The following is a 23,697-nucleotide window of genomic DNA, read 5'->3' as shown; positions in this document are numbered from 1 at the left end:
CCCATTATCATTACTGTGTGACAGTTTTTCCGGACGGTAGATATAGTCGGATGGTGTATTCTGTCGGCTATGGAACGCACAACACGTCAAAAAACCGCTATTCAAGCCGCCATCGAGTCGGCCCAGCGCCCCCTGTCGGCGCAGGAAATCCTCGAACAGGCCAGCTTGCAAGTGACGCAGCTGGGCATCGCCACCGTCTACCGCAATTTGAAGTCCCTGGTACTGGAAGAAAAAGTGCACGTGGTGACCTTGCCGGGTGAAAACCCGCGCTACGAGTCGAACACGGTCGCCAATCACCACCACCACCATTTCCAGTGCACCACATGCCAGCGTGTGTTCGACGTGCATGATTGCCCGGGCGACTTGAAGCGCATGGCGCCGCAAGGCTTTGTTGTCGAGCGCCACGAGCTGACCCTGTACGGCCGCTGCGCCGACTGCAATGCCGCCGCCGGCGCCACAGGCTCTGCGGCCAAAGGCGCCGCTGCCGGGGCCAAGGCCGCGCCTGCACCGCACGCCTGCGCCAGCCACCACGACCCGGCCTGAGCGGGCAGGTCGTCGATGTTGGCACGGGCGCAACAATGCCCTGGCCAGCCGTCATTGCCGCACCCCATATCACGTATAATCTTCCCTTTAAAGCTGCCGCCACTCTTTGCCAAAAAAACATGAAATCAACTGAAATCCGCGACAAGTTCCTCAAATTTTTCGAGTCCAAGGGCCATTCCATCGTCCGTTCCAGCTCCCTGGTGCCAGGCAACGATCCGACCTTGCTGTTGACGAACAGCGGCATGGTGCAATTCAAGGATGTGTTTACGGGCACGGACAGCCGTCCGTACACGCGCGCCACCTCGGTGCAGCGCTGCGTGCGCGCTGGCGGCAAGCACAACGACCTGGAAAACGTCGGCTACACGGCGCGCCACCATACTTTCTTTGAAATGCTGGGCAACTTCAGCTTCGGCGACTATTTCAAGCGTGATGCGATTCAATACGCGTGGGAATTGCTGACCAAGGTGTACGGCTTGCCAGCCGACAAGCTGACGGTCACCGTGTATATCGAAGATGACGAAGCGTACGATATCTGGGCGAAAGAAATCGGCGTGCCGACCGAGCGCATCATCCGCATCGGCGACAACAAGGGTGCGCGCTATGCGTCGGATAATTTCTGGCAGATGGCGGACACGGGCCCATGCGGTCCATGCACGGAAATCTTCTATGACCATGGCGCCGACATTCCTGGCGGCCCGCCGGGCTCGCCTGACGAAGACGGCGACCGCTTCATTGAAATCTGGAACTTGGTGTTCATGCAGTTCAACCGCGACGAAGCCGGTGTCATGCACAAGCTGCCGAAGCCGTGCGTCGACACGGGCATGGGCATGGAGCGCCTGGCCGCCGTGCTGCAGCACGTGCATTCGAACTATGAGATCGACCTGTTCCAGCACCTGATCAAGGCTGCCGCGCGCGAAACGGGCGCCACCGACCTGGAAAACAAGTCGCTGCGCGTGATCGCCGACCACATCCGCGCCGCCGCCTTCATGATCGTCGACGGCATCATCCCGGGCAGCGAAGGCCGCGCGTATGTCCTGCGCCGCATCATCCGCCGCGCCCTGCGCCATGGCCACAAGCTGGGCCAGACGAAACCGTTCTTCTACAAGCTGGTGGCCGACCTGGCCATCGAGATGGGCGGCGCCTATCCCGAGCTGGAAGAAGCGAAAGACAACGTCGCCAGCATGCTGAAAGCCGAGGAAGAGCGTTTCGGCGAAACCCTGGAAACGGGCATGAAAGTGCTGGAAGCGCAGCTGGCCAAGGATGCCACGGGCATCGACGGCGCCACCGCCTTCACCCTGTATGAAACGTACGGCTTCCCGCCAGACCTGACGGCCGACATTTGCCGCGAGCGCAATATCACGTTCGACCAGGCCGGCTACGACGCTGCCCTGAAGGAAAGCCAGGAATTGTCGCGCAAGGGCGGCAAGACGCACAAGGACAGCAAGGTCGAGTACACGGGCGAGAAAAACACCTTCGTGGGCTACGATCAATTGACGTTCAGCAGCAAGGTCGTGGCGCTGTACGCGGCCGGCACGCAGGTCACGGAACTGAAGGCGGGCCAGGATGGCATCGTCGTGCTCGACACCACGCCGTTCTATGCGGAATCGGGCGGCCAGGTGGGCGACCAGGGCGTGATTTCCTCGGGCGCAGGCAGCTTTGCCGTCAGCGACACGCTGAAAATCCAGGCTGACGTGTTTGGCCACCACGGCGTGCTGGAATCGGGCGTGCTGAAGGTAGGCGACGCCGTCTCGGCGCAAGTCGATACGGCCAAGCGCGCGCGCACCATCCGCAACCACTCGGCCACGCACTTGATGCACAAGGCCTTGCGCGAAGTGCTGGGCAGCCACGTGGCGCAAAAGGGTTCGCTGGTCGACCCGGACAAAACCCGTTTCGACTTCAGCCACAATGCGCCGATGACGGCCGAGCAGATCGCCGCCGTGGAAACCATCGTCAACAAAGAGATCCTGGAAAACCGCGCCACGCAAGCGCACCTGATGTCGTTTGACGATGCCGTCAAGCATGGCGCGATGGCCCTGTTCGGCGAGAAATACGGCGACGAAGTGCGCGTGCTCGATATCGGCAGCTCGAAAGAGCTGTGCGGCGGCGTCCACGTGCAGCGCACGGGCGATATCGGCCTGTTCAAGATCATAGCCGAAAGCGGTGTTGCCGCCGGCATCCGCCGCGTGGAAGCCGTGACCGGCGAAGGTGCGCTGGCGCTGGTGCAAACCATCAACCGCCGCCTGGTCGAAGCGGCCAACGCCCTGAAGGCGCAGCCGGAAGAGCTGACTGCCCGCATCGGCCAGGTGCAGGACCATGTGAAGGCGCTGGAGAAGGAACTGGCCGCGCTGAAATCGAAACTGGCCTCGGGCCAGGGCGATGAACTGGTCACGCAAGCCGTCGATGTCAATGGCATCAAGGTGCTCGCAGCCGTGCTGGACGGCGCTGACGTGGCCCGCTTGCGCGAAACCATGGACAAGCTGAAGGACAAGCTGAAAACGGCCGCCATCGTGCTGGCCAGCGTGGCGGACGGCAAGGTCAGCCTGATCGCCGGCGTGACGGCGGATGCGACTTCCAAGGTCAAAGCGGGCGAGCTGGTGAACTTCGTTGCACAGCAAGTGGGCGGAAAAGGCGGCGGACGCCCCGATATGGCGCAAGCTGGCGGCACCGATCCGAGCGGCCTGGCGAATGCCCTGGCTGGCGTGCCGGCCTGGGTCGGCGAACGCGCAAAATAAGGCGTAAGCTAGAGGGCATGCGGGGTTTTCGTCCCACAGCCCCTTGAAAACGGCCCGCAGACACTGTTTGTGGGCCGTTTTGCCGTGTGGAATCTCGTTGTGACACCACAACAGCCGATGAACTATTTTGGTGCAGCGCGTCAATGCCCCTGATTTAGAGTAGTATGTCGAAAATCAGTACAACAAAACAATGGTGGGATATTGATGATGAGCGACACACTACTTGATACCGAGATTATGGAATTTCACAAAGAACTCGACGCGCGGGGCTTGAATTGCCCGTTGCCGATTCTGAAGGCGAAAAAGGCTTTGTCAGAGCTGCAGAGCGGGGAAGTGCTGCGCATCATGGCAACCGATCCCGGTTCCGTGCGCGACTTCCAGGCTTTCGCCAAGCAAACGGGCAATGCCCTGCTGTCGCATGTGCAGACGGGCACCGAGTTCGTCTTCCTGATGCAACGCAAATAATTCTGCCAGCCGGGGCCGCCGTGGTGCGGCCTGGTTTCTCCTTGCCGTGCCGCGTCACTTTCAGGCCCTTTTGCTGCCCTGCAGCGTAGCGGCCGAGCCCCCTGAAATCCTCAAAGCTGGACAGTTTAGATGGATTGCTCTAACAAAAAATCGCACGATCGTGCTTAAATTCGGTTCAAGATTCAAATTTCTCTTATAATCGAACGCACAATCAGCACTTGATCCGTCATTTTTATAATTTCCCAAAGGCATAGCTATGAAAGTCTTGGTACCCGTCAAACGCGTGGTCGACTACAACGTCAAAGTCCGCGTCAAGAGTGACGGCACTGGCGTCGATACCGCCAACGTCAAAATGTCGATGAACCCTTTCGATGAGATCGCACTGGAAGAAGCGATGCGCCTGAAAGAAGCAGGCAAGGTCACTGAAGTGGTCGCCATCTCCTGCGGCGTGACGCAGTGCCAGGAAACCCTGCGCACGGCCATGGCCATCGGCGCCGACCGCGGCATCCTGGTGGAAACGACGACTGAACTGGAACCGCTGGCTGTCGCCAAGCTGGTGAAATCCCTGGCCGAGAAAGAGCAGCCGCAACTGATCATCCTGGGCAAGCAAGCCATCGATGACGACAGCAACCAGACCGGCCAGATGCTGGCAGCCCTGCTGGGTTGGCCGCAAGCCACGTTCGCTTCGAAAGTCGTGCTGGAAGACGGTAAAGTCACCGTTACCCGCGAAGTTGACGGCGGCCTGGAAACCCTGGCATTGACCTTGCCAGCGATTATCACCACCGACCTGCGTTTGAACGAGCCACGCTATGTGACCTTGCCGAACATCATGAAGGCGAAGAAAAAGCCGCTCGAGACCGTCAAGCCGGAAGACCTGGGCGTCGACGTTGCGCCACGCCTGAAGACCCTGAAAGTCGTCGAGCCAGCCAAGCGCTCGGCCGGCATCAAGGTGCCTGACGTCGCTACCCTGGTCGCCAAGCTGCGTACCGAAGCCAAAGTCATCTAAGCGCGGCCCCGCCGTTTATCCAGAACAATTACAGGACACATCATGGTCGCATTAGTTATTGCTGAACACGACAACGCTACCTTAAAGGGCAGCACCCACCACACCGTGACCGCGGCCGCCCAGTGCGGCGGCGACGTGCACGTGCTCGTCGCAGGTTCGAACGCATCGGCCGCTGCCGTTGCCGCCGCGCAAATCGCCGGCGTGACGAAAGTCATCGTGGCCGACGCGCCATACTTTGCCGACGGCCTGGCCGAAAACGTGGCCGAGCAAGTGCTGGCCATCGCCGGCAACTACAGCCATATCCTGGCCCCGGCCACCGCCTACGGCAAGAACATCCTGCCGCGCGTGGCCGCCAAGCTGGACGTCGCGCAAATCTCGGAAATCACCAAGGTCGATTCCCCTGACACCTTCGAGCGTCCGATCTACGCCGGTAACGCGATTGCCACCGTGCAATCTGGTGACAAGATCAAGGTCATCACCGTGCGCACCACCGGTTTCGACGCGGCTGCCGCCACCGGCGGTTCGGCTGCCACGGAAACCGTCGCCGCCGTTGCCGACAATGGCAAATCGGCCTTCGTGGGCCGCGAGCTGGCCAAGTCCGACCGCCCTGAACTGACCGCCGCGAAAATCATCGTGTCGGGTGGCCGTGGCATGGGTTCGGCCGAGAACTTCCACATCCTCGAGCCGCTGGCCGACAAGCTGGGCGCCGCCATGGGTGCTTCGCGCGCCGCCGTCGACGCCGGCTTCGTGCCGAACGACTGGCAAGTGGGCCAGACGGGCAAGATCGTCGCGCCATCGCTGTACATCGCCGTCGGTATCTCGGGCGCGATCCAGCATCTGGCCGGCATGAAAGACTCGAAAACCATCGTCGCCATCAACAAGGATCCTGAAGCGCCGATCTTTGCCGTGGCCGACTACGGCATCGTGGGCGATCTGTTCGAGATCGTGCCGCAACTGGTCAAAGAACTGGGTTAAGTCACACCCCTTCCGGTTTTGTTACTGACAAAGCCACGCCGGCCCGCCCCACACGGCGAGCCGCGCGTGGCTTTTTTCTTGGAGAAAAGAAGATGAGCTATCAAGCCCCGCTGAAAGACATGTTGTTCGTGATGAACGAACTGGCCGGCCTGGCCGAAATCCACACTTTGCCCGGCTGCGAAGACGCCACGCCCGACACGGCCGAAGCCGTGCTGGAAGAGAACGCCAAGTTCTGCGGCGGCGTGGTGGCCCCCTTGAACGGCCCCAGCGACAAGGAGCCGAGCTTCTGGCACGACGGCCAAGTCACCACCTCGAAAGGCTTCAAGGAAGCGTTCAAGGCGTATGGCGAAGCGGGCTGGCAGGGCGTGCAGCACCCGACGGAATTCGGCGGCCAGGGCTTGCCCAAGCTCTTGGCCACGCCGTGCATCGAAATGCTCAACTCGGCCAGCATCTCGTTCGCTTTGGTCGCTCTGCTGTCGGACGGCGCCATCGAAGCGCTGCTGACGGCCGGCAGCGATGAGCAAAAGGCGGTTTACCTGGAAAACCTGGTGTCCGGCAAGTGGACGGGCACCATGAATCTGACGGAGCCGCAGGCCGGTTCCGACCTGGCCGCCGTGCGCACGCGCGCCGTGCCGCAGGACGATGGCACGTATAAAGTGTTCGGCACGAAGATTTTCATCACGTACGGCGAGCACGACATGGCGGAAAATATCGTCCACCTGGTGCTGGCCCGCACGCCGGACGCGCCCGCCGGCGTGAAAGGCATCTCGCTGTTCATCGTGCCGAAATTCCTCGTCAACGCCGATGGCAGCCTGGGCGCGCGCAACGACGCCCACTGTGTTTCCATCGAACACAAGCTGGGTATCAAGGCCAGCCCGACGGCGGTATTGCAATTCGGCGACCACGGCGGCGCCATCGGCACCCTGGTGGGCGAGGAAAACCGCGGCCTCGAATACATGTTCATCATGATGAACGCGGCCCGCTTCGGCGTGGGCTTGCAAGGCATCGGCCTGGCCGAGCGCGCCTACCAGCAGGCCGTGGCGTTCGCCAAGGACCGCGTGCAGTCGCGCGACCTGGCCGGTTCGCCTGGCCCCGTCTCCATCATCCACCACCCGGACGTGCGCCGCATGCTGATGTCGATGCGCTCGCAGACGGAAGCGGCGCGCGCGCTGGCCTACGTGGGGGCGGCCATCAGCGACGTGGCGCACCACCATCCGGAGGCGGACGTGCGCGCGGAAAGCCTGGCGACGTATGAATACCTGGTGCCCGTGATCAAGGGCTGGGCCACGGAAATGTCGCAGGACGTCACGCGCGATGGCGTGCAAGTGCATGGCGGCATGGGTTTCATCGAAGAGACAGGCGCCGCCCAGCATTACCGCGACGCCAAGATTCTCACCATCTATGAAGGCACCACGGCCATCCAGGCGAACGACCTCGTGGGCCGCAAGACGGTGCGCGACGGCGGCGCCGTGGCGAAAGCCATCATCGCCCAGGTGCGCGCCACGGAAGCCCAGTTGGGCGAGCTGACCGGCGCCGACTTCCAGGCCATGCAGCGCCACCTGGCCGAAGGCAGCGCCGCGCTGGAAGCCGTGGTCGAGTACGTGGTGGCGAACATGAAGACGGACATCAAGGCCGTGTTCGCGGGCAGCGTGCCCTATTTGAAGCTGGCCGGCATCGTGCTGGGCGGCTGGCAAATGGCGCGCGCGGCCGTGGTGGCGCAGCAAAAGCTGGGCGAGGGCAGCGGCGACGCCTCGTTCTACAAGGCAAAAATCGCCACGGCGCGCTTCTTTGCCGACCACATCCTGTCGCAAGCGCCAGGATTGCGCGCCACCATCATCGATGGCAGCGCCGGCGTGATGGCCTTGTCGGAAGAGCAGTTTTAAGTTGAAGCTTGGCCAGTGCAAGCTGGTTGAATGCAAAAAGCGCTGGAGATCACTCTCCAGCGCTTTTTCTTTTTTAGCCCCAAAGCAAATTCTGGGGTCGTACCCTGAGGGACTCGGCGTCCCCGTACGACCCCGGTCTTTCTTGGGTTGGGCTTATCTTCTGGCAATACCATTACCCGAATTGCGCACCAGGTCGCCAGCGGCCAGGCCTGGATCCTGGTCAAATGCGAAGTCAGCCTTGGCGCCTGTTTCGTATTGCACGGTGACAGTCCACACCTTGCTGTTTTTCATGTGGCCTTCGACTTGCTTGCCTGCGAAAGCGCCGCCGGCGGCGCCGGCCAGGGTGGCCAGGTCCTTGCCGCGTCCGCCGCCGACCTGGCGGCCCAGCAGGGCGCCGGCCACGCCGCCGCCGATCATGCCCAGCGCGCCGCCTTCGCCCGCTTTTTCAGCGACGTTGACTGCCAGCACCTTGCCGCACTCGGCGCAGATTTGCTGCTGGGCTGGCTTGTTGTTCTGGCCTGCGTATGAATTGCCGGCCTTTTGCGCGGCCTTGGCGTTGATGATGGCCTGGTCGTATTCGCCCTTGGCGTCGCGCAGGCATTGCATGCGGGCTTTCGAGCTGCTTTCTTCTGCGCACAGTTTCTTGTCGTCCGCATAGCGCGTGCTGGCTTGCTTGGTGTCGTAGGCGTATTGCGCCTTCGGCGACAGGTTTTGCGCGAAGGCGGAGGTGCTGAACAGGGCCGTGATGGCGACTGCGAGGATGAGTGGGCGACGAATCATGATCTTCTCCTAGGGGGTGTTAAATGTGCCAGTAATGTCGGCATTGTGAATGCAGTATAGAGGAAAATCATGATTGCTTACCAACACTTACATGTGCGTGTGGCGCGCCATATCTGAAGTCATTTTCCGTATGGAAATTAACCGTAGGCACCGCCTGTATACAGCAAGTCGAACAGGCGCGCCATGGTGGCGATCAGCACGCCTGCGCCTAGCATCAAGGTAGCGACCAGCACAACGGCCAGGGGCCAGCCCGTATCCGACAGGCGGCCGGAGGCGGCGTTGTAGCGCGCATCCCACTTGTCGTCCGGCATCAGGCCCAGCACCAGCGCTTCCAGGAAGCCGCCCAGGGCGGACAGGGTCAGCGGCAAAATCTGGTAAAACCAGTCGGCCTCGGGAAACAGCTGGCGCAGCAGCAAGCTAGCGGGCAGGGCGGCCAGGTGTAGCCAGCCCCAGCGGTCTTTGCTGCCATGCAGGTAGAAGCGGTGGGCACCCAGCATGCCTAGCAGGAAGGCCAGTAGTGTCGTGAATGCCTTGTTCTTGTGCGACTGTTGCAAAATGGTAGCGGTGGTCATGGGACTCCAGAGTTGCTCATCGGTAAAGATTGCCAGTATCGGTCATTGCTTGCCGCAACGATAGCACTTTCAGGCGGCGTTCAGGCGATGCTGTCGTGCAAGATCATCGCCTGGACGTGGCATGGCAGGCACGATAGACGCACGCGCCTATTGCGTCTTCGGCCATGACTGGTCATAATGTTTGATTAGCCCAAATTACACGCCCGTCATCATAACGCTTGCTGCCTGGCGGTAAAGCGCGCTATAATTTGCGGCTTTTTCCGCCTCAGCACACTTTTTGGAAATATTATGGTCGTTATTCGTTTAGCTCGTGGAGGCGCCAAGAAGCGCCCGTTCTTCAACATCGTCGCTACTGATTCGCGCAATCGCCGCGATGGTCGCTTCATTGAGCGTATCGGTTTTTACAACCCGATGGCGCAAGGTGGCGAAGTTCCACTGCGTATCACCGCAGACCGTCTGGCCTACTGGCAAGGCGTTGGCGCACAATTGTCGCCAACCGTTGCTCGCCTGGTAGCCAGCAACAACAAAGCAGCAGCTTAATTAGATCACTGGTTTGACGGTCAAGACTGCATCCGGGGTGAAAGTCCCCGATGACCTGGTACAGGTAGGCTATGTCTCCGGTGCTTATGGCATTGCTGGCGGAGTCAGGATCACTCCTTTCTCCGAAGATGCGGATGCATTATTAAGCGTCAAAACCTGGTGGTTTGATAAACCGACCTTGCATGATGTTCAAGTCAGGCAAGCGAAGTTACACGGCGGCGACGTCGTGGCCCAGCTGGTGGGTGTGGTCGGGCGGGATGCCGCAGAAGCGCTGAAAGGCGTCTCTGTGCAAATTCCGCGTAGCCATTTCCCGACGCTGACGGCCGATGAATTTTATTGGTCCGATCTGATCGGACTGACAGTCGAGAATTTGCAAGGCGAGTGCCTCGGCACAGTGCACGACATGATGAGCAATGGTCCGCAGTCGATCTTGCGCGTTACGCCCGTCGCCACTGCCGATGAGACCGTTGAAAAGGCGCCTGAGCGCCTGATCCCGTTTGTTGGCCAGTTTGTCATTAACGTTGACAAGGCTGCCAGCAAGATCACGGTCGACTGGGGCCTCGATTATTAAACCGCCTGCGCTTAACTTTGCGCCGGGCAAACTTTGCAGGATGGTGAACGATGCAATTTGATGTCGTGACCCTGTTCCCGGAAATGTTTGCCGCGCTGACGCAGTCGGGTGTGACCCGGCGCGCCTTCGAGCAGGGGAAATGTGGCTTGTCGCTGTGGAATCCCCGTGATTTCACGACCGACAATCACCGTACCGTGGATGACCGCCCGTATGGCGGCGGCCCCGGCATGGTGATGATGGCCCGTCCCCTTGAAGCGACAATTCATGCCGCGAAGCAACGCCAGACCGATCTCGGCCTGGCGGCGCCCCGCGTGGTGTTCATGTCGCCGCAAGGCCGTCCGTTGACGCACGAGCGCGTCACGCAACTGAAAGCCGAACCTGGTTTGGTGATCCTGTGTGGCCGCTATGAAGCCGTGGACCAGCGTTTGCTGGACCGTTGCGTCGACGAAGAAATCAGCGTCGGCGACTTTGTCCTGTCGGGCGGTGAATTGCCTGCCATGGCGCTGATGGATGCGGTGATTCGCCTGTTGCCGGGTGTCTTGAACACCGAGGCATCGGCCGTCGAGGACAGCTTCGTCAATGGCTTGCTCGATTCGCCGCACTACACGCGGCCGGAAACATATGAAGGCATGGCCGTGCCGCCCGTCTTGATGGGTGGAAACCATGCCGAGATCGTCAAGTGGCGCCGCCAGCGCATGCTGGAAGCGACCGCGACAAAGCGGCCTGACCTGCTGGTCAGCGCGCGTGCCGCCGGCTTGCTCAGCAAGACCGACGAAAAATTCCTGGCCAGCCTGTAAGCCGTTTTCGGACTGCAAGCAGGGTGGCCTTGCAGTGCCGGGCATGTTGCCCAAATTGGTAATACCCATCCTCTACCGGGCGGATACTTGCTATCCACAGTGCGCCGGCATGATGGTTTTCGGAGTTATAAAAATGGACTTGATTCAACAATTAGAGCAGGAAGAAATTGCTCGTCTGGGTAAAACCATTCCTGAATTCGCACCAGGCGATACCGTTATCGTCAGCGTCAACGTAGTCGAAGGTACGCGCAAGCGCGCCCAGGCTTACGAAGGCGTCGTTATCTCCCGTCGTAACCGTGGCCTGAACTCGAACTTCATCGTTCGCAAGATCTCGTCCGGCGAAGGCGTTGAGCGTACGTTCCAACTGTACTCGCCGCTGATCGCTTCGATCGAAGTGAAACGCCGTGGTGACGTTCGCCGCGCCAAGCTGTACTATCTGCGTGAGCGTTCGGGTAAATCGGCGCGTATCAAAGAAAAATTGCCAAATCGCCGCGTTGTGGCGAAAGCAAGCGCGTAATATCAGCGTCTGCGTTGGGAAAAGGGGTGCCTGTTATGGTGCCCCTTTTTTTATTCTGAATTGCTATTGAGGCAAGCTGCCATGGCCACTATCGCATTTGATCCAAAACAACTCGCCATCGATTCGATCGCCGGCGAGGCGGCGCTGGACGCCGTGCGCCTGACGCCCGGCTGGCTGCGCCAGCGCCTGGCCGAACAGCCTGACTGGCAGCCCGAGATTACCCAGGATTTTCTTTCCGCCCGTGCCGTGCCAGTGCGCGCCGCCGTGCTCATTCCCCTGGTGCAACGGCCACAGGGCTTGACCATCTTGCTGACCATGCGCACGGACCACCTGAGCAGCCATGCGGGGCAGGTCAGCTTTCCAGGCGGGCGCAGCGAAGCCTTCGATGCGTCGCCCATCGCCACGGCCTTGCGCGAAACGGAAGAAGAAGTGGGCCTGGCGCGCGAGCATATCGAAGTGCTGGGCTGCCTGCCCGATTACCTGACGGGTACCGGCTACCAGGTCACGCCCGTGGTGGGCCTGGTGACGCCGCCGTTCGAGCTGCGCGCCGACCCGTCCGAAGTGGCGGAAATCTTCGAAGTGCCGCTGGTCTTCCTCATGGATGGCCTCAACCATCAGCGCCTGTCGGTGGAGTTGCCCGGCGGACGGCGCTCGTTCTACGCCATGCCGTACGAGCGCTTCTACATCTGGGGCGCCACCGCCGGCATGCTGCGCAATCTGTTTCACCTCTTGCGCGCGTAAAATGGCGCCCCGCACGTAATAAGTTTGATTCCAGCACTGCACTGCGCTATCGTAGCGGGCATTGCGGTATTGCTGAAAAAGACAAAAAGGACGTTTGATGACATTTCTCTCCATACTTTGCGCATTGCTGATCGAGCAGCTCAAACCTTTGCGCGCGGACAATCCGATCTACGCCGAAATCAAGAGCCTGGCAATGCGCATGGAGACCTGGTTCAATGCCGGCCACGCCAACCATGGCCGCATGGGCTGGTTCCTCATGATCGGCGTGCTGATGGTGCCGACGGCCGGCATTTACTGGCTCTTGCAGCATTATCAGCTGACCTTGCTGGCCTTTGCCTGGAACGTCCTCATCGTCTACCTGACCCTGGGCTTCCGCCACTACAGCCATTACTTCACGTCGATCCAGCTGGCCCTGAGCGCCGGCGACGAAGCGACCGCGCGCACCTTGCTGGCCGAGTGGACCAAGCTCGACACGGTGGGCATGGAAGCGAGCGAAATCGCCCGCATTGCCGTGGAAAAAGCCCTGGTCACCACGCACCGCAATGTATTTGGCGTGTTCTTCTGGTTCCTTATGCCGCTGGGCCCTGCCTGCGCCGTGATGTACCGCGTGGCCGAATACCTGGCGCGCGCCTGGAACGAGCCCGAGCACATGCGCAATGAAGCGTTCGGCCAGTTCGCCGCGCGCGCCTTTTACTGGATCGACTGGATTCCCGTGCGCCTGACGGCCGTGGCGTTTGCCGTGGTCGGCAATTTCGAGGATGCCATCTACGCCTGGCGCAACTTCGCCCAGCGCTGGCAGGACGAGGCCATCGGCATCATTTTGACGGCCGGCGGCGGCGCCATGGGCGTGCGCCTGGGCACGCCAGCGGAAACGGCGGCCCGCGTGCTCGTCACGCCGGACATGGCCGTCGATGACAGCGACAGCGAAAGCGATATCCTGCCAGGCGAAGAGCCGGGAGCGCGCGCCTTGCAGAGTACGGTGGGCCTCGTGTGGCGCGCCCTGCTGCTGTGGATGCTGCTGCTGCTGTTGATGTCGGGCGCCGTTTTCCTCGGCTGACGCGGGCGCACATGCGCCATCCATGCGCCTTGCGCGTGGAACAAGGTTAAAATAGGGGCTGGCGCGCAAGGCGTGCCAGCCCCTGTTTGCATAGTCAGGGCAGATCGAGGTAGAACCCAAGTCTTCTATAAGATATAATACTGGCTTACCGCAGCAAACGTAGTTGAATTACCAGCCCGGCTTACCCGCCGGGGCCATTCACGCAATCCAGTCCCGACAAGCCACATGGCCGAGTTATCTCAAAAAACAGGGGAACTCTCAGACGAGTTCTTCATCCTTGGTCTCACCAGCAATGGCAAGCAATTCCGACCCAGCGATTGGGCCGAGCGCCTTTGCGGAGTGATGTCCTGTTTCAATCCCGAAGGTGGCGGGCGCAATGCGCACCTCCAGTATTCGCCCTACGTGCGCCCGACCGTCGTCAATGGCGTCAAGTCGGTGGTCGTCAACATCAAGTTGCGCGAGATCGAACCGATGGCGTTTCACTTCGTGCGCGAATTTGCCAAGGATAATGACCTGCAAATCGTCGAAGCCTGCTTCCTGCCGCCTCCCGAAGAAAAGTAAGACCCGTTTCATTGATGTGCCTCAAACCCGCCACGGCGGGCTGGCGTAGCGTGGACACTCGGCCTCAAACGGAGTGGCGACATGCGCATCGGCGACATCTGTACCCTGCACACCATCCATTGCCAGCGTGACACCAGCGTGCAGGACGCGGCGCTGCTGATGCGCCAGCACCACGTGGGCGACCTGATCGTGGCCGAGCAGCCGAACGGCGAGCGCGTCCCCATCGGCATCCTCACCGACCGCGACATCGTCATTTCCGTCATTGCCCTGGGCCTCGACCCCGCCAGCCTGCTGGTGGGCGACATCATGAGCGCGCAGCTGCTGACCGCCAGCGAAGACGAGGATGTCTATGACATCATCGAACGCATGCGCGTCAACGGCATCCGCCGCCTGCCCGTGGTCAACAGCCTGGGCGCGCTCTCCGGCGTCGTCAGCATCGACGACCTGCTTGCCTTCCTGGCCCAGGAAATGGCCGAGCTGGCCCGCATCAGCAGCGGCCAGCTGGTGTACGAAAAGCGCACCCGGAAGTAGGAACACCTGTCAAAACCTACTGCGCGTCGCGCTTTGCGGTCGGCGATGCTCACCGTACTACAGTACGCCTGCGCTTCTCAACCACAAATCACTGCCGCTCGCTACGGTTTTGTCAGGTGTTCAGTGCGCCGGTTATTGCGCAATTCCGGTCAAGTGGTGGCTTCCCGAAAATGCTACAGTCGCTGCTCGTTCAACGGGAAGCGTTCATGCACTATCTGGCCAAGGCACTCTGGTATATCGAATCGCACTATGCGGAGAATATCTCGCTCGGTGACATCGCCAATGTGGGCGGTGCCTCGCCGTGTCACCTGACGCGTGCGTTTGGCCTGGCCACGGGCCATTCCGTGATGCGCTATGTGCGGGCGCGCCGGCTCAGCGAGGCGGCCCGCGCGCTGGCGCAGGGCGCGCAAGACATCCTCGCCGTCGCGCTGCAGGCCGGCTACAGTTCCCACGAGGCCTTTACGCGGGCCTTCCGCGAGCAGTTCCAGATCACGCCGGAAAAGGTGCGGGCCCAGCGCCACGTCGCCAACCTCGCGCTGGTGGAGGCCATCAGAATGGATGTGGCGCCTGGCGTGCCCTTGGAAGCACCCCGTTTCGAACAGGGCCCCGCCTTGCTGGTGGCGGGCTTCGTCGAACGTTATTGCGCAGAGACGGCTGCCGGCATCCCCGCCCTGTGGCAGCGTTTCCTGCCCCATGTGGCGCCCGGCCAGCTGGTGTATGGCGTGTGCTGCAACAATGACGACGCGGGCAATTTCGACTACCTGTGCGCCATGCCGGTAAGCGACTTTTCCCAGGCCCCCGATGGCTGGACGCGGCTGCGCATCGCGCCGCGGCGCTATGCCGTGTTTCATCACCGCGGGCATATTTCCACCATCCGCGCCACCTGGCACACGGTGTGGAACGAATGGCTGCCCCAGTCCGGGCTGGAGGTGGCCGACGCGCCCGATTTTGAACGCTACGGCCAGCATTTCGATCCCGCCAGCGGCATCGGCGGTGTGGAAATCTGGCTTCCCTTGAAAGCATGAGCATGTTCCCGACCTTGACTACCTCGGCTGCGTTTGCCGGCGGCACCGCGCTGCGCCAGCGCCTGTTGCAAACCGCCGCCGCGCTGGCGGCGGGCCTGCCCCTGTACTGGGTGCTGGGACCGCAGCCGCTGGGCTGGCTGGCCTGGTGCGCGCCGCTGCCCGTGCTGTGGCTGGCCCTGCGCTCGTCGCGCCGCGATGCGGCCTGGATGACGTTCCTGGCCGCCGTGCTCGGCCTGTCATCGAACTTTGCCTATTTCCGCCTGCTCATGCCCTTGCCGGCCGTGCTGGCCGTGATCGCCGTCAAGGCACTGTTGTGGCTGCTGGTGGTGCTGGCCGCGCGGCGCCTCGTGCTGCGCTACCGGGCGCCCTGGACGGTGCTGGCGTATCCCGTGCTGTGGGTGGCCATCGATACGCTGATGGCGGCCTTGCTGCCGGACGGTAACTGGGGCAGCCTCGCGTATTCGCAAGCGGATAACCTTGCCGTGCTGCAGGTGGCGGCCCTGGCGGGCGTGCCTGGCCTGCTGTTTTTGCTGTGCCTGGCGCCATCCGCGCTGGCCTTGCTGCTGACGGGCGGCCGCGCGTATGCGCCAGCGGCCGGCGCTGCCGTGCTGCTGCTGGCGGTGGCGTTTGCCGGCGGCGCCTGGCGCGTGCAGGGCGCTCCGGCATCTGGCGGTTCGCTGGCGGGCCTGGTAGCCATCGATGACTTCATCGGCCCGGCCACGCCGCCAGCGCGCGCGCAAGCCATCTGGGACCAGTATGCGCGCCACGTGGTAGGGCTGGCTGGGCAGGGCGCCAGGCTGGTGCTGTTGCCGGAAAAGATAGCCGTGCTGGCGCCAGCGCAGGCGGACGCCGTGCGGCAGCGTTTCCAGGCGCTGGCGCGCAGCACGGGCGCGTGGATCACCTTGGGGCTGGGCGTGCAAGATGAGGCCGGCCGGCGCAACCTGGCCTGGCTGTTCGCGCCCGATGGCGCCGCGCCTGTCAGCTATCAAAAACATCATCTGGCGCCGCCCGAGCGCGAGTTTCTTGCTGGCAGCGCCTATGCCGTGCAGCCGGTAGCGGGGATGGCCATGGGACTGGCCATCTGCAAGGACATGCATTTCGCGCCCCTGGGGCAGGCGTATGGCGCCGCCGGGGCGCAGGCGATGCTGGTGCCGGCCTGGGATTTCCAGCTGGACGCCTGGATGGGGGCGCGCATGACGGTGGTGCGCGGCGTGGAAAACGGTTATGCCGTGCTGCGCGCGGCGCGCGAGGGTATGCTGACGGTCAGCGATGCGTATGGACGCGTGCTGGCGGAGCGGGCCAGCAGCGCCATGCCGGGCAGTACCGTGCTGGCGCCGCTGCCGGCGCACCCGAGCGTCGCTACCTGGGCCGGATGGCTGGGGCCGCTATTCGGCTGGCTGTGCGTGGCGCTGGGCGTGATTTTGCTGTGCGTGGGCCGCCGCGCCGCCCCCGCTTCCTGACGGATAATCTCCGTTTTGCTGCAATGCGCAAAAAGCGTATTGCACGCTCTTATTTTATATTCCGCGCAGGCAGCCACATAATCGCCGCCGATGATTGCACCATTGCCGTGCATATATAGCCGCGATGCCGGCATATATATTGCACTGCAATAAGTGGTTTTATCTGGTATTCAGAAATTCGGGCAGCTGGTATTAATTGGTACTTAATTCAGCCACGAAATCATACATATCGCCGCGGAAGTAGGAGCGGCAAAATTCCACGGCGCGGCCATCGCGCAAAAAGCCCAGTCTTTCCACCGATAATCCCGCGTCGCCTTCCTCCGCCTGCAACAAGCTGGCCTGCTCCCCCGTCAACAACAAGGCGCTGAGCCGTTGCAAGGCGCGCACGGGCCGGTTGCCCGCCTGTTCCAGCGCGTCATACATGGAGATATCGACAGCGTCGAGGTTCGGCAGGCAGCTGGCGACGATGGTCGCGTATTCCAGGCACATCGGCACCTCGTCCGCATAGCGGATGCGGTGGAAGCGGTACACGGGCGCGCCCGGCGACAGCCGCAGGCGCAAGGCCTCTTCCGGCGTGACGGTGCCCTCCGCGCGCTTGAGCCACACGCTGCGCGGCGTGCGTCCGCGCGCCCGCATATCCTCGGAAAACGAGGTCAGCTTGGCGAAATTTTTCTCGATGCGCGTATTGATGAAATTGCCCGAACCGGGGCGCCGCACCAGCAAGCCCTCGTTGACGAGGCCATCGATCGCCTTGCGCACGGTGATGCGCGAGACGGACAGGTCGCTGGCCAGCTGGCGCTCGGCCGGCAAGGCTTCCTCGGGGCCGAGGATGCGCTTGTCGATCGCTTCGCGCAGCGCGCGCTGCAGTTGCTGGTACAGGGGCAGGCTACTCGTCTGCCCCAGGCCTTGCATGATGTGAGCCAGGGTTGTCATACGCTGAGGGTCTCCGTTACGGCGCGTTGCAGACGCGCTCTGTATCTGTTTTGTGTCGCTGGATAATACCAAAAAAGGCCGTTATAAAACCAATTTGAATTGTCATGCCAGCAATTTATGCCTGGCTTCGCCGGGATTTAGCCTGCTCATACGGGCTACGGATTGATTTAGATAAAGTGGTCTGTGTGATTCAAGCAACGTTATAAAAAAAAAGTTGCAACTGGTAGTGTTCTGGTATTGGATAGTAGTATATTGGCGTTGAATTGGTTTTGTAAGTGGTTGTGCCGAAGGGTCTGCAGCATGCCGGCGAGAGTGGGCGGCTGGAAAGAAGACCTACATTAAAAATGAAAAGGATCCAATCCTGGAGCCTAAATCAAGGGGGAGTACATGAAACGCAATTTGACACCTGCAGCTGCCGTCGTGAAATCCGGTTCGCGTAGCCGTACGCCGATCGCCGCGGCCGTTGCCGTGATGGTCGCCGGTCTGTCCTTTTCGGCGCAGGCGCAGGAGGCGCCCGCCGAAGACGTGGCCACCGTGGTGACGGTGACCGGCGTGCGTGCCTCGCTGGAAAAATCGCTGAAGCAAAAACGCAATGCGGATTCCGTGGTGGAAGTGGTCACCGCCGAAGATATCGGCAAGATGCCAGACCGTAACGTGGCTGACGCGATCCAGCGCCTGCCAGGTGTGAATACCCAATCGTCTGCCGGTGGCGAAGGCGGCTTCGGCGAAAACGATCGCGTCAGCTTGCGTGGCACTAGCCCCAGCTTCCAGCAAACCCTGTTCAACGGCCACGCCATCAGCACGGGCGACTGGTTCGTCCTGAACCAGTTCGGCGGCAATGTCGGCCGCAGCAGCAGCTTTTCCTTGCTGCCATCGGAACTTGTGAGCTCCGTTGTCGTACACAAGAGCGCCACGGCGGACCTGCCTGAAGGCGGCGTCTCGGGCGTGATTGACGTGATCACCCGCCGTCCGTTGGAATTCAAGAACCAAATTACGGCAGAAGGTTCGATCCAGGCTTTCCACAATGACCTGGCCGGCAAGACCGATCCGCAGTTCTCCGGCCTGGTGAACTGGAAGAATGACACGAATACCTTGGGCATCATGGTGCAAGGTTTTTCCCAAAAATCGACCGTGCGCCGCGATGGCCAGGAAATCCTCGGCTACACGCCCATCGCCGCAGGCAGCAACGCGGCCAAGGCCCATCCTGAACTGGCCGGCGTGAAAGTGCCGACCTTTATCGGCGCCAGCCTGTTCGAGCAAAAGAAAACCCGCGAAGGCGGCGCATTCGACATCGAATTCAAGCCCAGCAAGGACTTGACCCTGGATGTGAACGGCTTCTATTCGCAATTGAAGGCGCCGCATCAAAACACCAACTGGCTGGCTGCGCCTGCCAACTCGATTAATAGCACGGACGACAAAGGCGTGTCGACCGGCCAGGTGCCGACCAACTACACGGTCAAGAATGGTACGCTGACAGGCGCCACCTTCGCCAGGAACTCGGGCGAAGTCGATAATATCTACCGTCCTGACGCCGGTGGCGAATCGTACTATCTCGATTTCAACTTCAAATACCGCGCCACCAAGGACCTGACACTGACCGGTAAACTGGGCAAGACCCATGGCGTCGGCTATGACCGTGACGATGTGTACTACCAGAACAACGTCGATGGCGGCATGGTGTATCAATTGAATGGCATGAGCCCGGCCAGCGTTTCCTATCCGGGCGGCACCACCACCAAGCCTGGCTCGACGGCATGGGCCGGCGGCGGCGAATCGCGTTCCGTCGACCAGGAAAAATATGCCCAGATCGATGCGGAACTGCGTCTGTCGTCCGGCATCTGGGATTCGGTCAAGTTCGGTGGCCGCTTGACCGACCACAAGCGCGATGCCGAGCATCCGTTTGAGACCCGTCCGGGCGACCTGGGTTTCAGCAACCCTGGCCCGGCATGGAATGGCAGCATGTACCCAAGCGACTTCGCCAAGGATCTCGGTGGCAACCTGTCGAGCAATTACTTCAAGTACGACGGTTCGGCACTGGGCGCATGGGGCGCGGCTCCTGGCAACCGTCTGTTTGACTACGTGCGTCGCCATAACTGGACCGACGAATTCAAACTGAAGGAAAAAACCTCGGCAATCTATGCCATGGCCAACCTGACGGGCGACAACTGGAGCGGTAACTTCGGCCTGCGCGCCGTCCACACCAAGCAATCGACGCTGGTCAACCAGGCTGGCGGCCCGATCACCGGCTCCGACTGGGGCGCATACTCGCAGCACCTGTACGAGCGTAGCTACAACGACTACCTGCCTAGCGCCAACATCAAGTTCGACGTGCGCAATGACCTGGTCGTCCGCGGCGCCATTGCCCGCACCATCGCCCGTCCTGACTACAGCGCGCTCGGTGGTTCGGTATCGCTGAACGACGATGCACTCAGCGGTAGCGGCGGCAACGTCAACCTGAACCCGGTCAAGTCGGATAACGCCGAAGTCAGCGCCGAATGGTATTTCGCACCGAAGTCGGCTTTCTCGGTGGGCCTGTTCTACATGGACTTGAAATCGGTCGTGTCGAATGGTACCGTCAACGCTACCTACTTCAACAGCAAGCGTAATGCCAATGCCGTGTACCAGATCACGTCGCCATTCAACACCAGCGGCAAGAACAAGGGCGCGGAGTTCAGCTACCAGCAACCGCTGTTCGGCGACTTCGGCATCCTGGCCAACTACACCTATGCCGACGGCAAGCTGGACAATGGTGATGAACTGGTCAATGCATCGCGCAGCACGTATAACCTGACGGCCTTCTACGAAGCCAATGCCCTCAGCGCACGCCTGGCCTACAACTACCGTTCCGCTTACAAAGCGGGCGTGGACCGTGGCGCCAGCCAGCACGTTGCCGGCGCGGGCGGCCTGGCCGGTTCGCTCAACTACAAGATCAACGAACACTTCACGATCACGTTCGATGCGCTTAACTTGACGAACACGACCATCAAGATGTACGCGGAAAACAAGGATCAGCCACGCGCTTTCTATAGCAATGGCCGTACCTTCTACCTGGGTCTGCGCGCCAAGCTGTAAGCAAGACGATCTGGCCTGATGCATCCGCGTCGGGCCCGGTCTTCCTCGGTCTTTTCAAGGCAAGTTCCTGTTTCGGGAGCTTGCCTTTTTTTTCGACGCCCACTGGCAGGGCGCCTGCCGTCTGTACTCATATAAAACCGTCTGGCCACTGTGGCGGACATCTATAACGAGGAGTCTATGAACAGTCGTTTGCACCCCGTATTGCACCCCATCGCCGCCGCTGCAGCCTTGCTGTCCATGAGCATGGCGGCCCAAGCGCAGCAGGCCCAGGTCGCCGCTCCATCGATGCAGGAGGTCGTCGTCACCGGCATTCGCGCCTCGTTGGAGCAGTCGCTGAGCCAGAAGCGCAACAGCGATTCCGTGATCGACGTCGTCAGCGCCGAAGACATCGGCAAGCTGCCGGACAAGAACGTGGCCGACGCCGTACAGCGGGTGCCGGGCGTGAATATTTCCTCGTCGGCAGGCGGCGAGGGCGGTTTTTCGGAGAACGACCGGGTCAGCATTCGAGGCACCAGTCCCAGCCTGACGCAGACCCTGATCAATGGCCACGCCGTCGGCACGGGCGACTGGTTCGTCACCGACCAGGTGGGCACTGTGGGGCGCAGCGTCAGCTTTGCCTTGCTGCCATCGGAAATCGTCAGCCGGGTCACTGTGCAAAAGAGTTCGCAGGCGGACCTGGTGGAAGGCGGCGTGGCTGGCTCCATCAATATCGAGACGCGCAAGCCGCTCAGTTTCAAGCAGCCGTTCACAGCCGAGCTGGCCGTGCAGGCGATCTATGCGGACTTGCCGGGCAAGACAGATCCGCAAATGAATGCCTTGTTCAACTGGAAGAACGAGGCCAAGACCCTGGGCGTGCTGTTCCAGGTGTTTTCCGAAAAACGCCATGAGCGCCGCGATGGTCAGGAATTCTTCGGTTATGGCGCCATCGACGCCAACAGCCCGGCCGCGCAGAAATATCCGCAACTGGCCGGCGTGCTGGCGCCGCTGGGCATCAACTCGGCCCTGTTCGAACAGGTGCGCAAGCGCCAGGGCGGCAGCATCGACCTGCAATTCAAGCCGACGTCTGATTTGATGCTCGACGTCAACGGTTTCTATTCCAAGCTGGATGCGGCCAATTACAACCGCAGTTTTTATAACCAGCCAGGCGCCAACCTGAATGCCGTCGACAATGACGGCAAGCACGTCGGCGTGATTCCCAGCGCGTTTACGGTGAAGAACAACACCTTGGTGGCAGCCGATTTTCCCGCGTCGCAATTTCCTGCCGCGAATGCCACCACGCCGTATAACGGCCAGCTGTACCCGGCCCTGGTCGACCAGATCTACCGTCCCGGGTCGAACTCGTCGACCGCGTATGTCGACTTCAACGGCAGCTACCGCGCCAGCGAGCGCCTGCGCATCACGGGCAGTCTCGGCTACACTCGCGGTATCGGCGAGACGCCCGTCGACCTCGGCTATGAGGCAGGCTTGACGGGCGTTGGCGTGTCGTACCAGCTGAACGGTCTGTCGCCGGCCAGACTGAATTTCCCTGGCCTGGACATTTCCAGGTTTTCCAACGTGGTCACGGCGTCGGCCTGGGGTTCGCATGTGGAAACCCTGGACACGGAAAAATATGGCCAGGCGGACGGCGAGCTGAGCATGGATTACGGCGTGCTCGAATCGTTGAAGTTCGGTGCCCGCTACGCGGAACATCACCGCAATGTGTCGTGGCCGGAAAATCGCAGTTGCGCCGTATGCGACGGCACGACGAATGCACCCTTGCCGAAGTGGAATGGCGCTACATACCCAGGCGACTATGGCAAGGGGCTGGGCGGCAATGCGCAGGGCCGCTATTGGCAGCTTGATCCGGCCGACCTCGTGGCGTGGGCCAACAAATACGACAATTCGGGCGGACCGAATTCGCGCAACTGGCCGGCCGAGCTGGACGTGAAAGAAAAGGATAGCGCGGCCTATATCATGGCCAATCTGGCGGGCAACAAGTGGCGCGGCAATGTGGGCGTGCGCGTGGTGCGCACGCAGCAGACGACGGTGACGAACGTGCCGGGCGGCGAAAATCCGATCGGCCAGGAAAACATTTTCGGCACCTACACGCCCACCGTCGTCAAGCACAGCTACACGGACGTGCTGCCCAGCGCGAATATCAAGTTTGACTTGAGCAAGGACCTGGTGGCCCGCGCGGCCGTGGCGAAAACCATGGCGCGCGCCGACTATAGCGCTCTGGTGGGTGCTGTCAACCTGAATGACCAGTTACTGACGGGAACGGGCGGCAATCCGGACCTGAAACCGATACGCTCGACCAACTACGATGCCACTCTGGAATGGTATTTTTCACCGAAGGCCATGCTGTCCGTGGGGGCCTTCTATATGGACATGAAATCGTACGTGACGTTTGGTACCGCGCCCGTGAGCTACTACAATAATACCTTCAAGAAATTCAACACCTATGTGATCCAGTCGCCGACGAATATCGGCGCCAAGAACAAGGGTGTGGAACTCAGTTACCAGCAGGGCCTGTGGGGCGGTTTCGGCGTGGTGGGCAATTACACCTATACGAATGGCAAGGCCGACGATGGCGCCGCCGTGGTCGGTAGCTCGCGCGGCACCTACAACCTGGAAGGCTATTACGAGGATGAGCGCCTGAGCGCGCGCCTGGCTTACACCTACCGTTCCAGCTTCCTGGCAGGCCTGTTCAGCAGTTCGCCACAGTATGTGCATGGCGTGGGCAACCTGGCCGCGTCGCTCAACTACAAGATCGACGAGCGCTACTCGTTGACCTTCGACGTGCTGAACCTGAATAATCCGGTACTCAAGTATTACGGCGCCAACCAGGATCAGCCGACGGCCCTCTACTCGAACGGCCGCCAGTATTACTTTGGTCTGCGCGCCAAGCTGTAGGTTTTTTTTGCCGGCTTTCTGCCACAAGCGGGGAGCTGGCTGTT

Annotated in this window: 21 protein-coding genes; 18 read left to right on the top strand and 3 right to left on the bottom strand. The window is 61.2% G+C overall.

The features are described from left to right. Positions 1 to 69 precede the first annotated feature (69 nt). The 6 genes from CSQ91_RS20770 (at position 70) to CSQ91_RS20745 (ending at position 7,604) form a co-directional block, all read left to right on the top strand. Complete coding sequence (locus CSQ91_RS20770; protein WP_034781775.1) at positions 70 to 543, top strand: Fur family transcriptional regulator; 474 nt, start codon at positions 70 to 72, stop codon at positions 541 to 543. 119 nt (positions 544 to 662) lie between these two features. After that, positions 663 to 3,275 (top strand): alanine--tRNA ligase, encoded by a 2,613-nt coding sequence (gene alaS, locus CSQ91_RS20765; RefSeq protein ID WP_099389478.1) that lies wholly within the window; start codon positions 663 to 665, stop codon positions 3,273 to 3,275. 237 nt (positions 3,276 to 3,512) lie between these two features. Beyond that, complete coding sequence (locus CSQ91_RS20760; protein ID WP_010395510.1) at positions 3,513 to 3,740, top strand: sulfurtransferase TusA family protein; 228 nt, start codon at positions 3,513 to 3,515, stop codon at positions 3,738 to 3,740. A gap of 256 nt (positions 3,741 to 3,996) precedes the next feature. After that, positions 3,997 to 4,746 carry an electron transfer flavoprotein subunit beta/FixA family protein gene (locus CSQ91_RS20755; RefSeq protein ID WP_034759884.1) on the top strand — a complete coding sequence of 250 codons (750 nt, stop codon included), beginning with the start codon at positions 3,997 to 3,999 and terminating at the stop codon, positions 4,744 to 4,746. Positions 4,747 to 4,788: 42 nt separating this feature from the next. Beyond that, positions 4,789 to 5,721: an electron transfer flavoprotein subunit alpha/FixB family protein gene (locus tag CSQ91_RS20750; RefSeq protein ID WP_099389477.1), complete on the top strand. Its 933-nt coding sequence runs from the start codon at positions 4,789 to 4,791 to the stop codon at positions 5,719 to 5,721. 92 nt (positions 5,722 to 5,813) lie between these two features. After that, a complete protein-coding gene (locus CSQ91_RS20745) occupies positions 5,814 to 7,604 on the top strand; it encodes an acyl-CoA dehydrogenase (protein ID WP_070282497.1) in 1,791 nt (596 codons plus the stop codon). Positions 7,605 to 7,757: 153 nt separating this feature from the next. Here CSQ91_RS20745 and CSQ91_RS20740 read toward each other — a convergent pair whose 3' ends face one another. Next, positions 7,758 to 8,384 (bottom strand): glycine zipper 2TM domain-containing protein, encoded by a 627-nt coding sequence (locus tag CSQ91_RS20740; RefSeq protein ID WP_034781786.1) that lies wholly within the window; start codon positions 8,382 to 8,384, stop codon positions 7,758 to 7,760. Positions 8,385 to 8,521: 137 nt separating this feature from the next. Continuing rightward, positions 8,522 to 8,956, bottom strand: a complete 435-nt coding sequence (locus CSQ91_RS20735; RefSeq protein WP_034781788.1) for an NINE protein — start codon at positions 8,954 to 8,956, stop codon at positions 8,522 to 8,524. Between the two features lie 288 nt (positions 8,957 to 9,244). Here CSQ91_RS20735 and rpsP point away from each other — a divergent pair, with 288 nt between their 5' ends. From rpsP to CSQ91_RS20685, 10 genes are all read left to right on the top strand, one after another. After that, a complete protein-coding gene (rpsP, locus tag CSQ91_RS20730; RefSeq protein ID WP_010395524.1) occupies positions 9,245 to 9,496 on the top strand; it encodes a 30S ribosomal protein S16 in 252 nt (83 codons plus the stop codon). A 13-nt stretch (positions 9,497 to 9,509) separates the two neighbouring features. Beyond that, positions 9,510 to 10,067 (top strand): ribosome maturation factor RimM, encoded by a 558-nt coding sequence (gene rimM, locus CSQ91_RS20725; protein ID WP_070282501.1) that lies wholly within the window; start codon positions 9,510 to 9,512, stop codon positions 10,065 to 10,067. A gap of 50 nt (positions 10,068 to 10,117) precedes the next feature. Beyond that, positions 10,118 to 10,864, top strand: coding sequence for a tRNA (guanosine(37)-N1)-methyltransferase TrmD (trmD, locus tag CSQ91_RS20720; RefSeq protein ID WP_099389476.1), 747 nt, complete (start codon positions 10,118 to 10,120; stop codon positions 10,862 to 10,864). 133 nt (positions 10,865 to 10,997) lie between these two features. Beyond that, entirely contained in the window at positions 10,998 to 11,381 is a 384-nt protein-coding gene (rplS, locus tag CSQ91_RS20715; RefSeq protein WP_010395528.1) for a 50S ribosomal protein L19, read from the top strand. A gap of 81 nt (positions 11,382 to 11,462) precedes the next feature. Further along, on the top strand, positions 11,463 to 12,122 hold the full coding sequence (locus CSQ91_RS20710) for a CoA pyrophosphatase (RefSeq protein WP_070282504.1): 660 nt from the start codon (positions 11,463 to 11,465) through the stop codon (positions 12,120 to 12,122). A gap of 97 nt (positions 12,123 to 12,219) precedes the next feature. Further along, on the top strand, positions 12,220 to 13,179 hold the full coding sequence (locus CSQ91_RS20705) for a CobD/CbiB family protein (RefSeq protein WP_034759859.1): 960 nt from the start codon (positions 12,220 to 12,222) through the stop codon (positions 13,177 to 13,179). Between the two features lie 225 nt (positions 13,180 to 13,404). Continuing rightward, positions 13,405 to 13,740 (top strand): DUF3579 domain-containing protein, encoded by a 336-nt coding sequence (locus tag CSQ91_RS20700; protein WP_099389475.1) that lies wholly within the window; start codon positions 13,405 to 13,407, stop codon positions 13,738 to 13,740. Positions 13,741 to 13,821: 81 nt separating this feature from the next. Then, positions 13,822 to 14,271, top strand: a complete 450-nt coding sequence (locus tag CSQ91_RS20695; RefSeq protein WP_035825422.1) for a CBS domain-containing protein — start codon at positions 13,822 to 13,824, stop codon at positions 14,269 to 14,271. A gap of 206 nt (positions 14,272 to 14,477) precedes the next feature. Further along, positions 14,478 to 15,296 carry an AraC family transcriptional regulator gene (locus CSQ91_RS20690; RefSeq protein ID WP_099389474.1) on the top strand — a complete coding sequence of 273 codons (819 nt, stop codon included), beginning with the start codon at positions 14,478 to 14,480 and terminating at the stop codon, positions 15,294 to 15,296. After that, positions 15,293 to 16,756 (top strand): carbon-nitrogen hydrolase family protein, encoded by a 1,464-nt coding sequence (locus tag CSQ91_RS20685; RefSeq protein WP_143451071.1) that lies wholly within the window; start codon positions 15,293 to 15,295, stop codon positions 16,754 to 16,756. The genes CSQ91_RS20690 and CSQ91_RS20685 overlap by 4 nt, the downstream gene beginning before the upstream one ends. Positions 16,757 to 16,948: 192 nt before the next feature. On the opposite strand, the gene CSQ91_RS20680 is transcribed toward CSQ91_RS20685, so the two are convergent. Next, a complete protein-coding gene (locus tag CSQ91_RS20680) occupies positions 16,949 to 17,689 on the bottom strand; it encodes a GntR family transcriptional regulator (RefSeq protein ID WP_034781815.1) in 741 nt (246 codons plus the stop codon). A gap of 387 nt (positions 17,690 to 18,076) precedes the next feature. On the opposite strand from CSQ91_RS20680, the gene CSQ91_RS20675 reads away from it, so the two are divergent. Further along, complete coding sequence (locus CSQ91_RS20675) at positions 18,077 to 20,761, top strand: TonB-dependent receptor (protein ID WP_099389472.1); 2,685 nt, start codon at positions 18,077 to 18,079, stop codon at positions 20,759 to 20,761. Positions 20,762 to 20,938: 177 nt separating this feature from the next. Further along, a complete protein-coding gene (locus tag CSQ91_RS20670) occupies positions 20,939 to 23,653 on the top strand; it encodes a TonB-dependent receptor (RefSeq protein ID WP_180278478.1) in 2,715 nt (904 codons plus the stop codon). The last annotated feature ends 44 nt before the right edge of the window (positions 23,654 to 23,697 follow it).

It is taken from the genome of Janthinobacterium sp. BJB301 (assembly GCF_002735685.1).
In the GTDB taxonomy this organism is placed as follows: domain Bacteria; phylum Pseudomonadota; class Gammaproteobacteria; order Burkholderiales; family Burkholderiaceae_D; genus Janthinobacterium; species Janthinobacterium lividum.
This window is presented reverse-complemented; position numbering and strand designations above follow the sequence as displayed.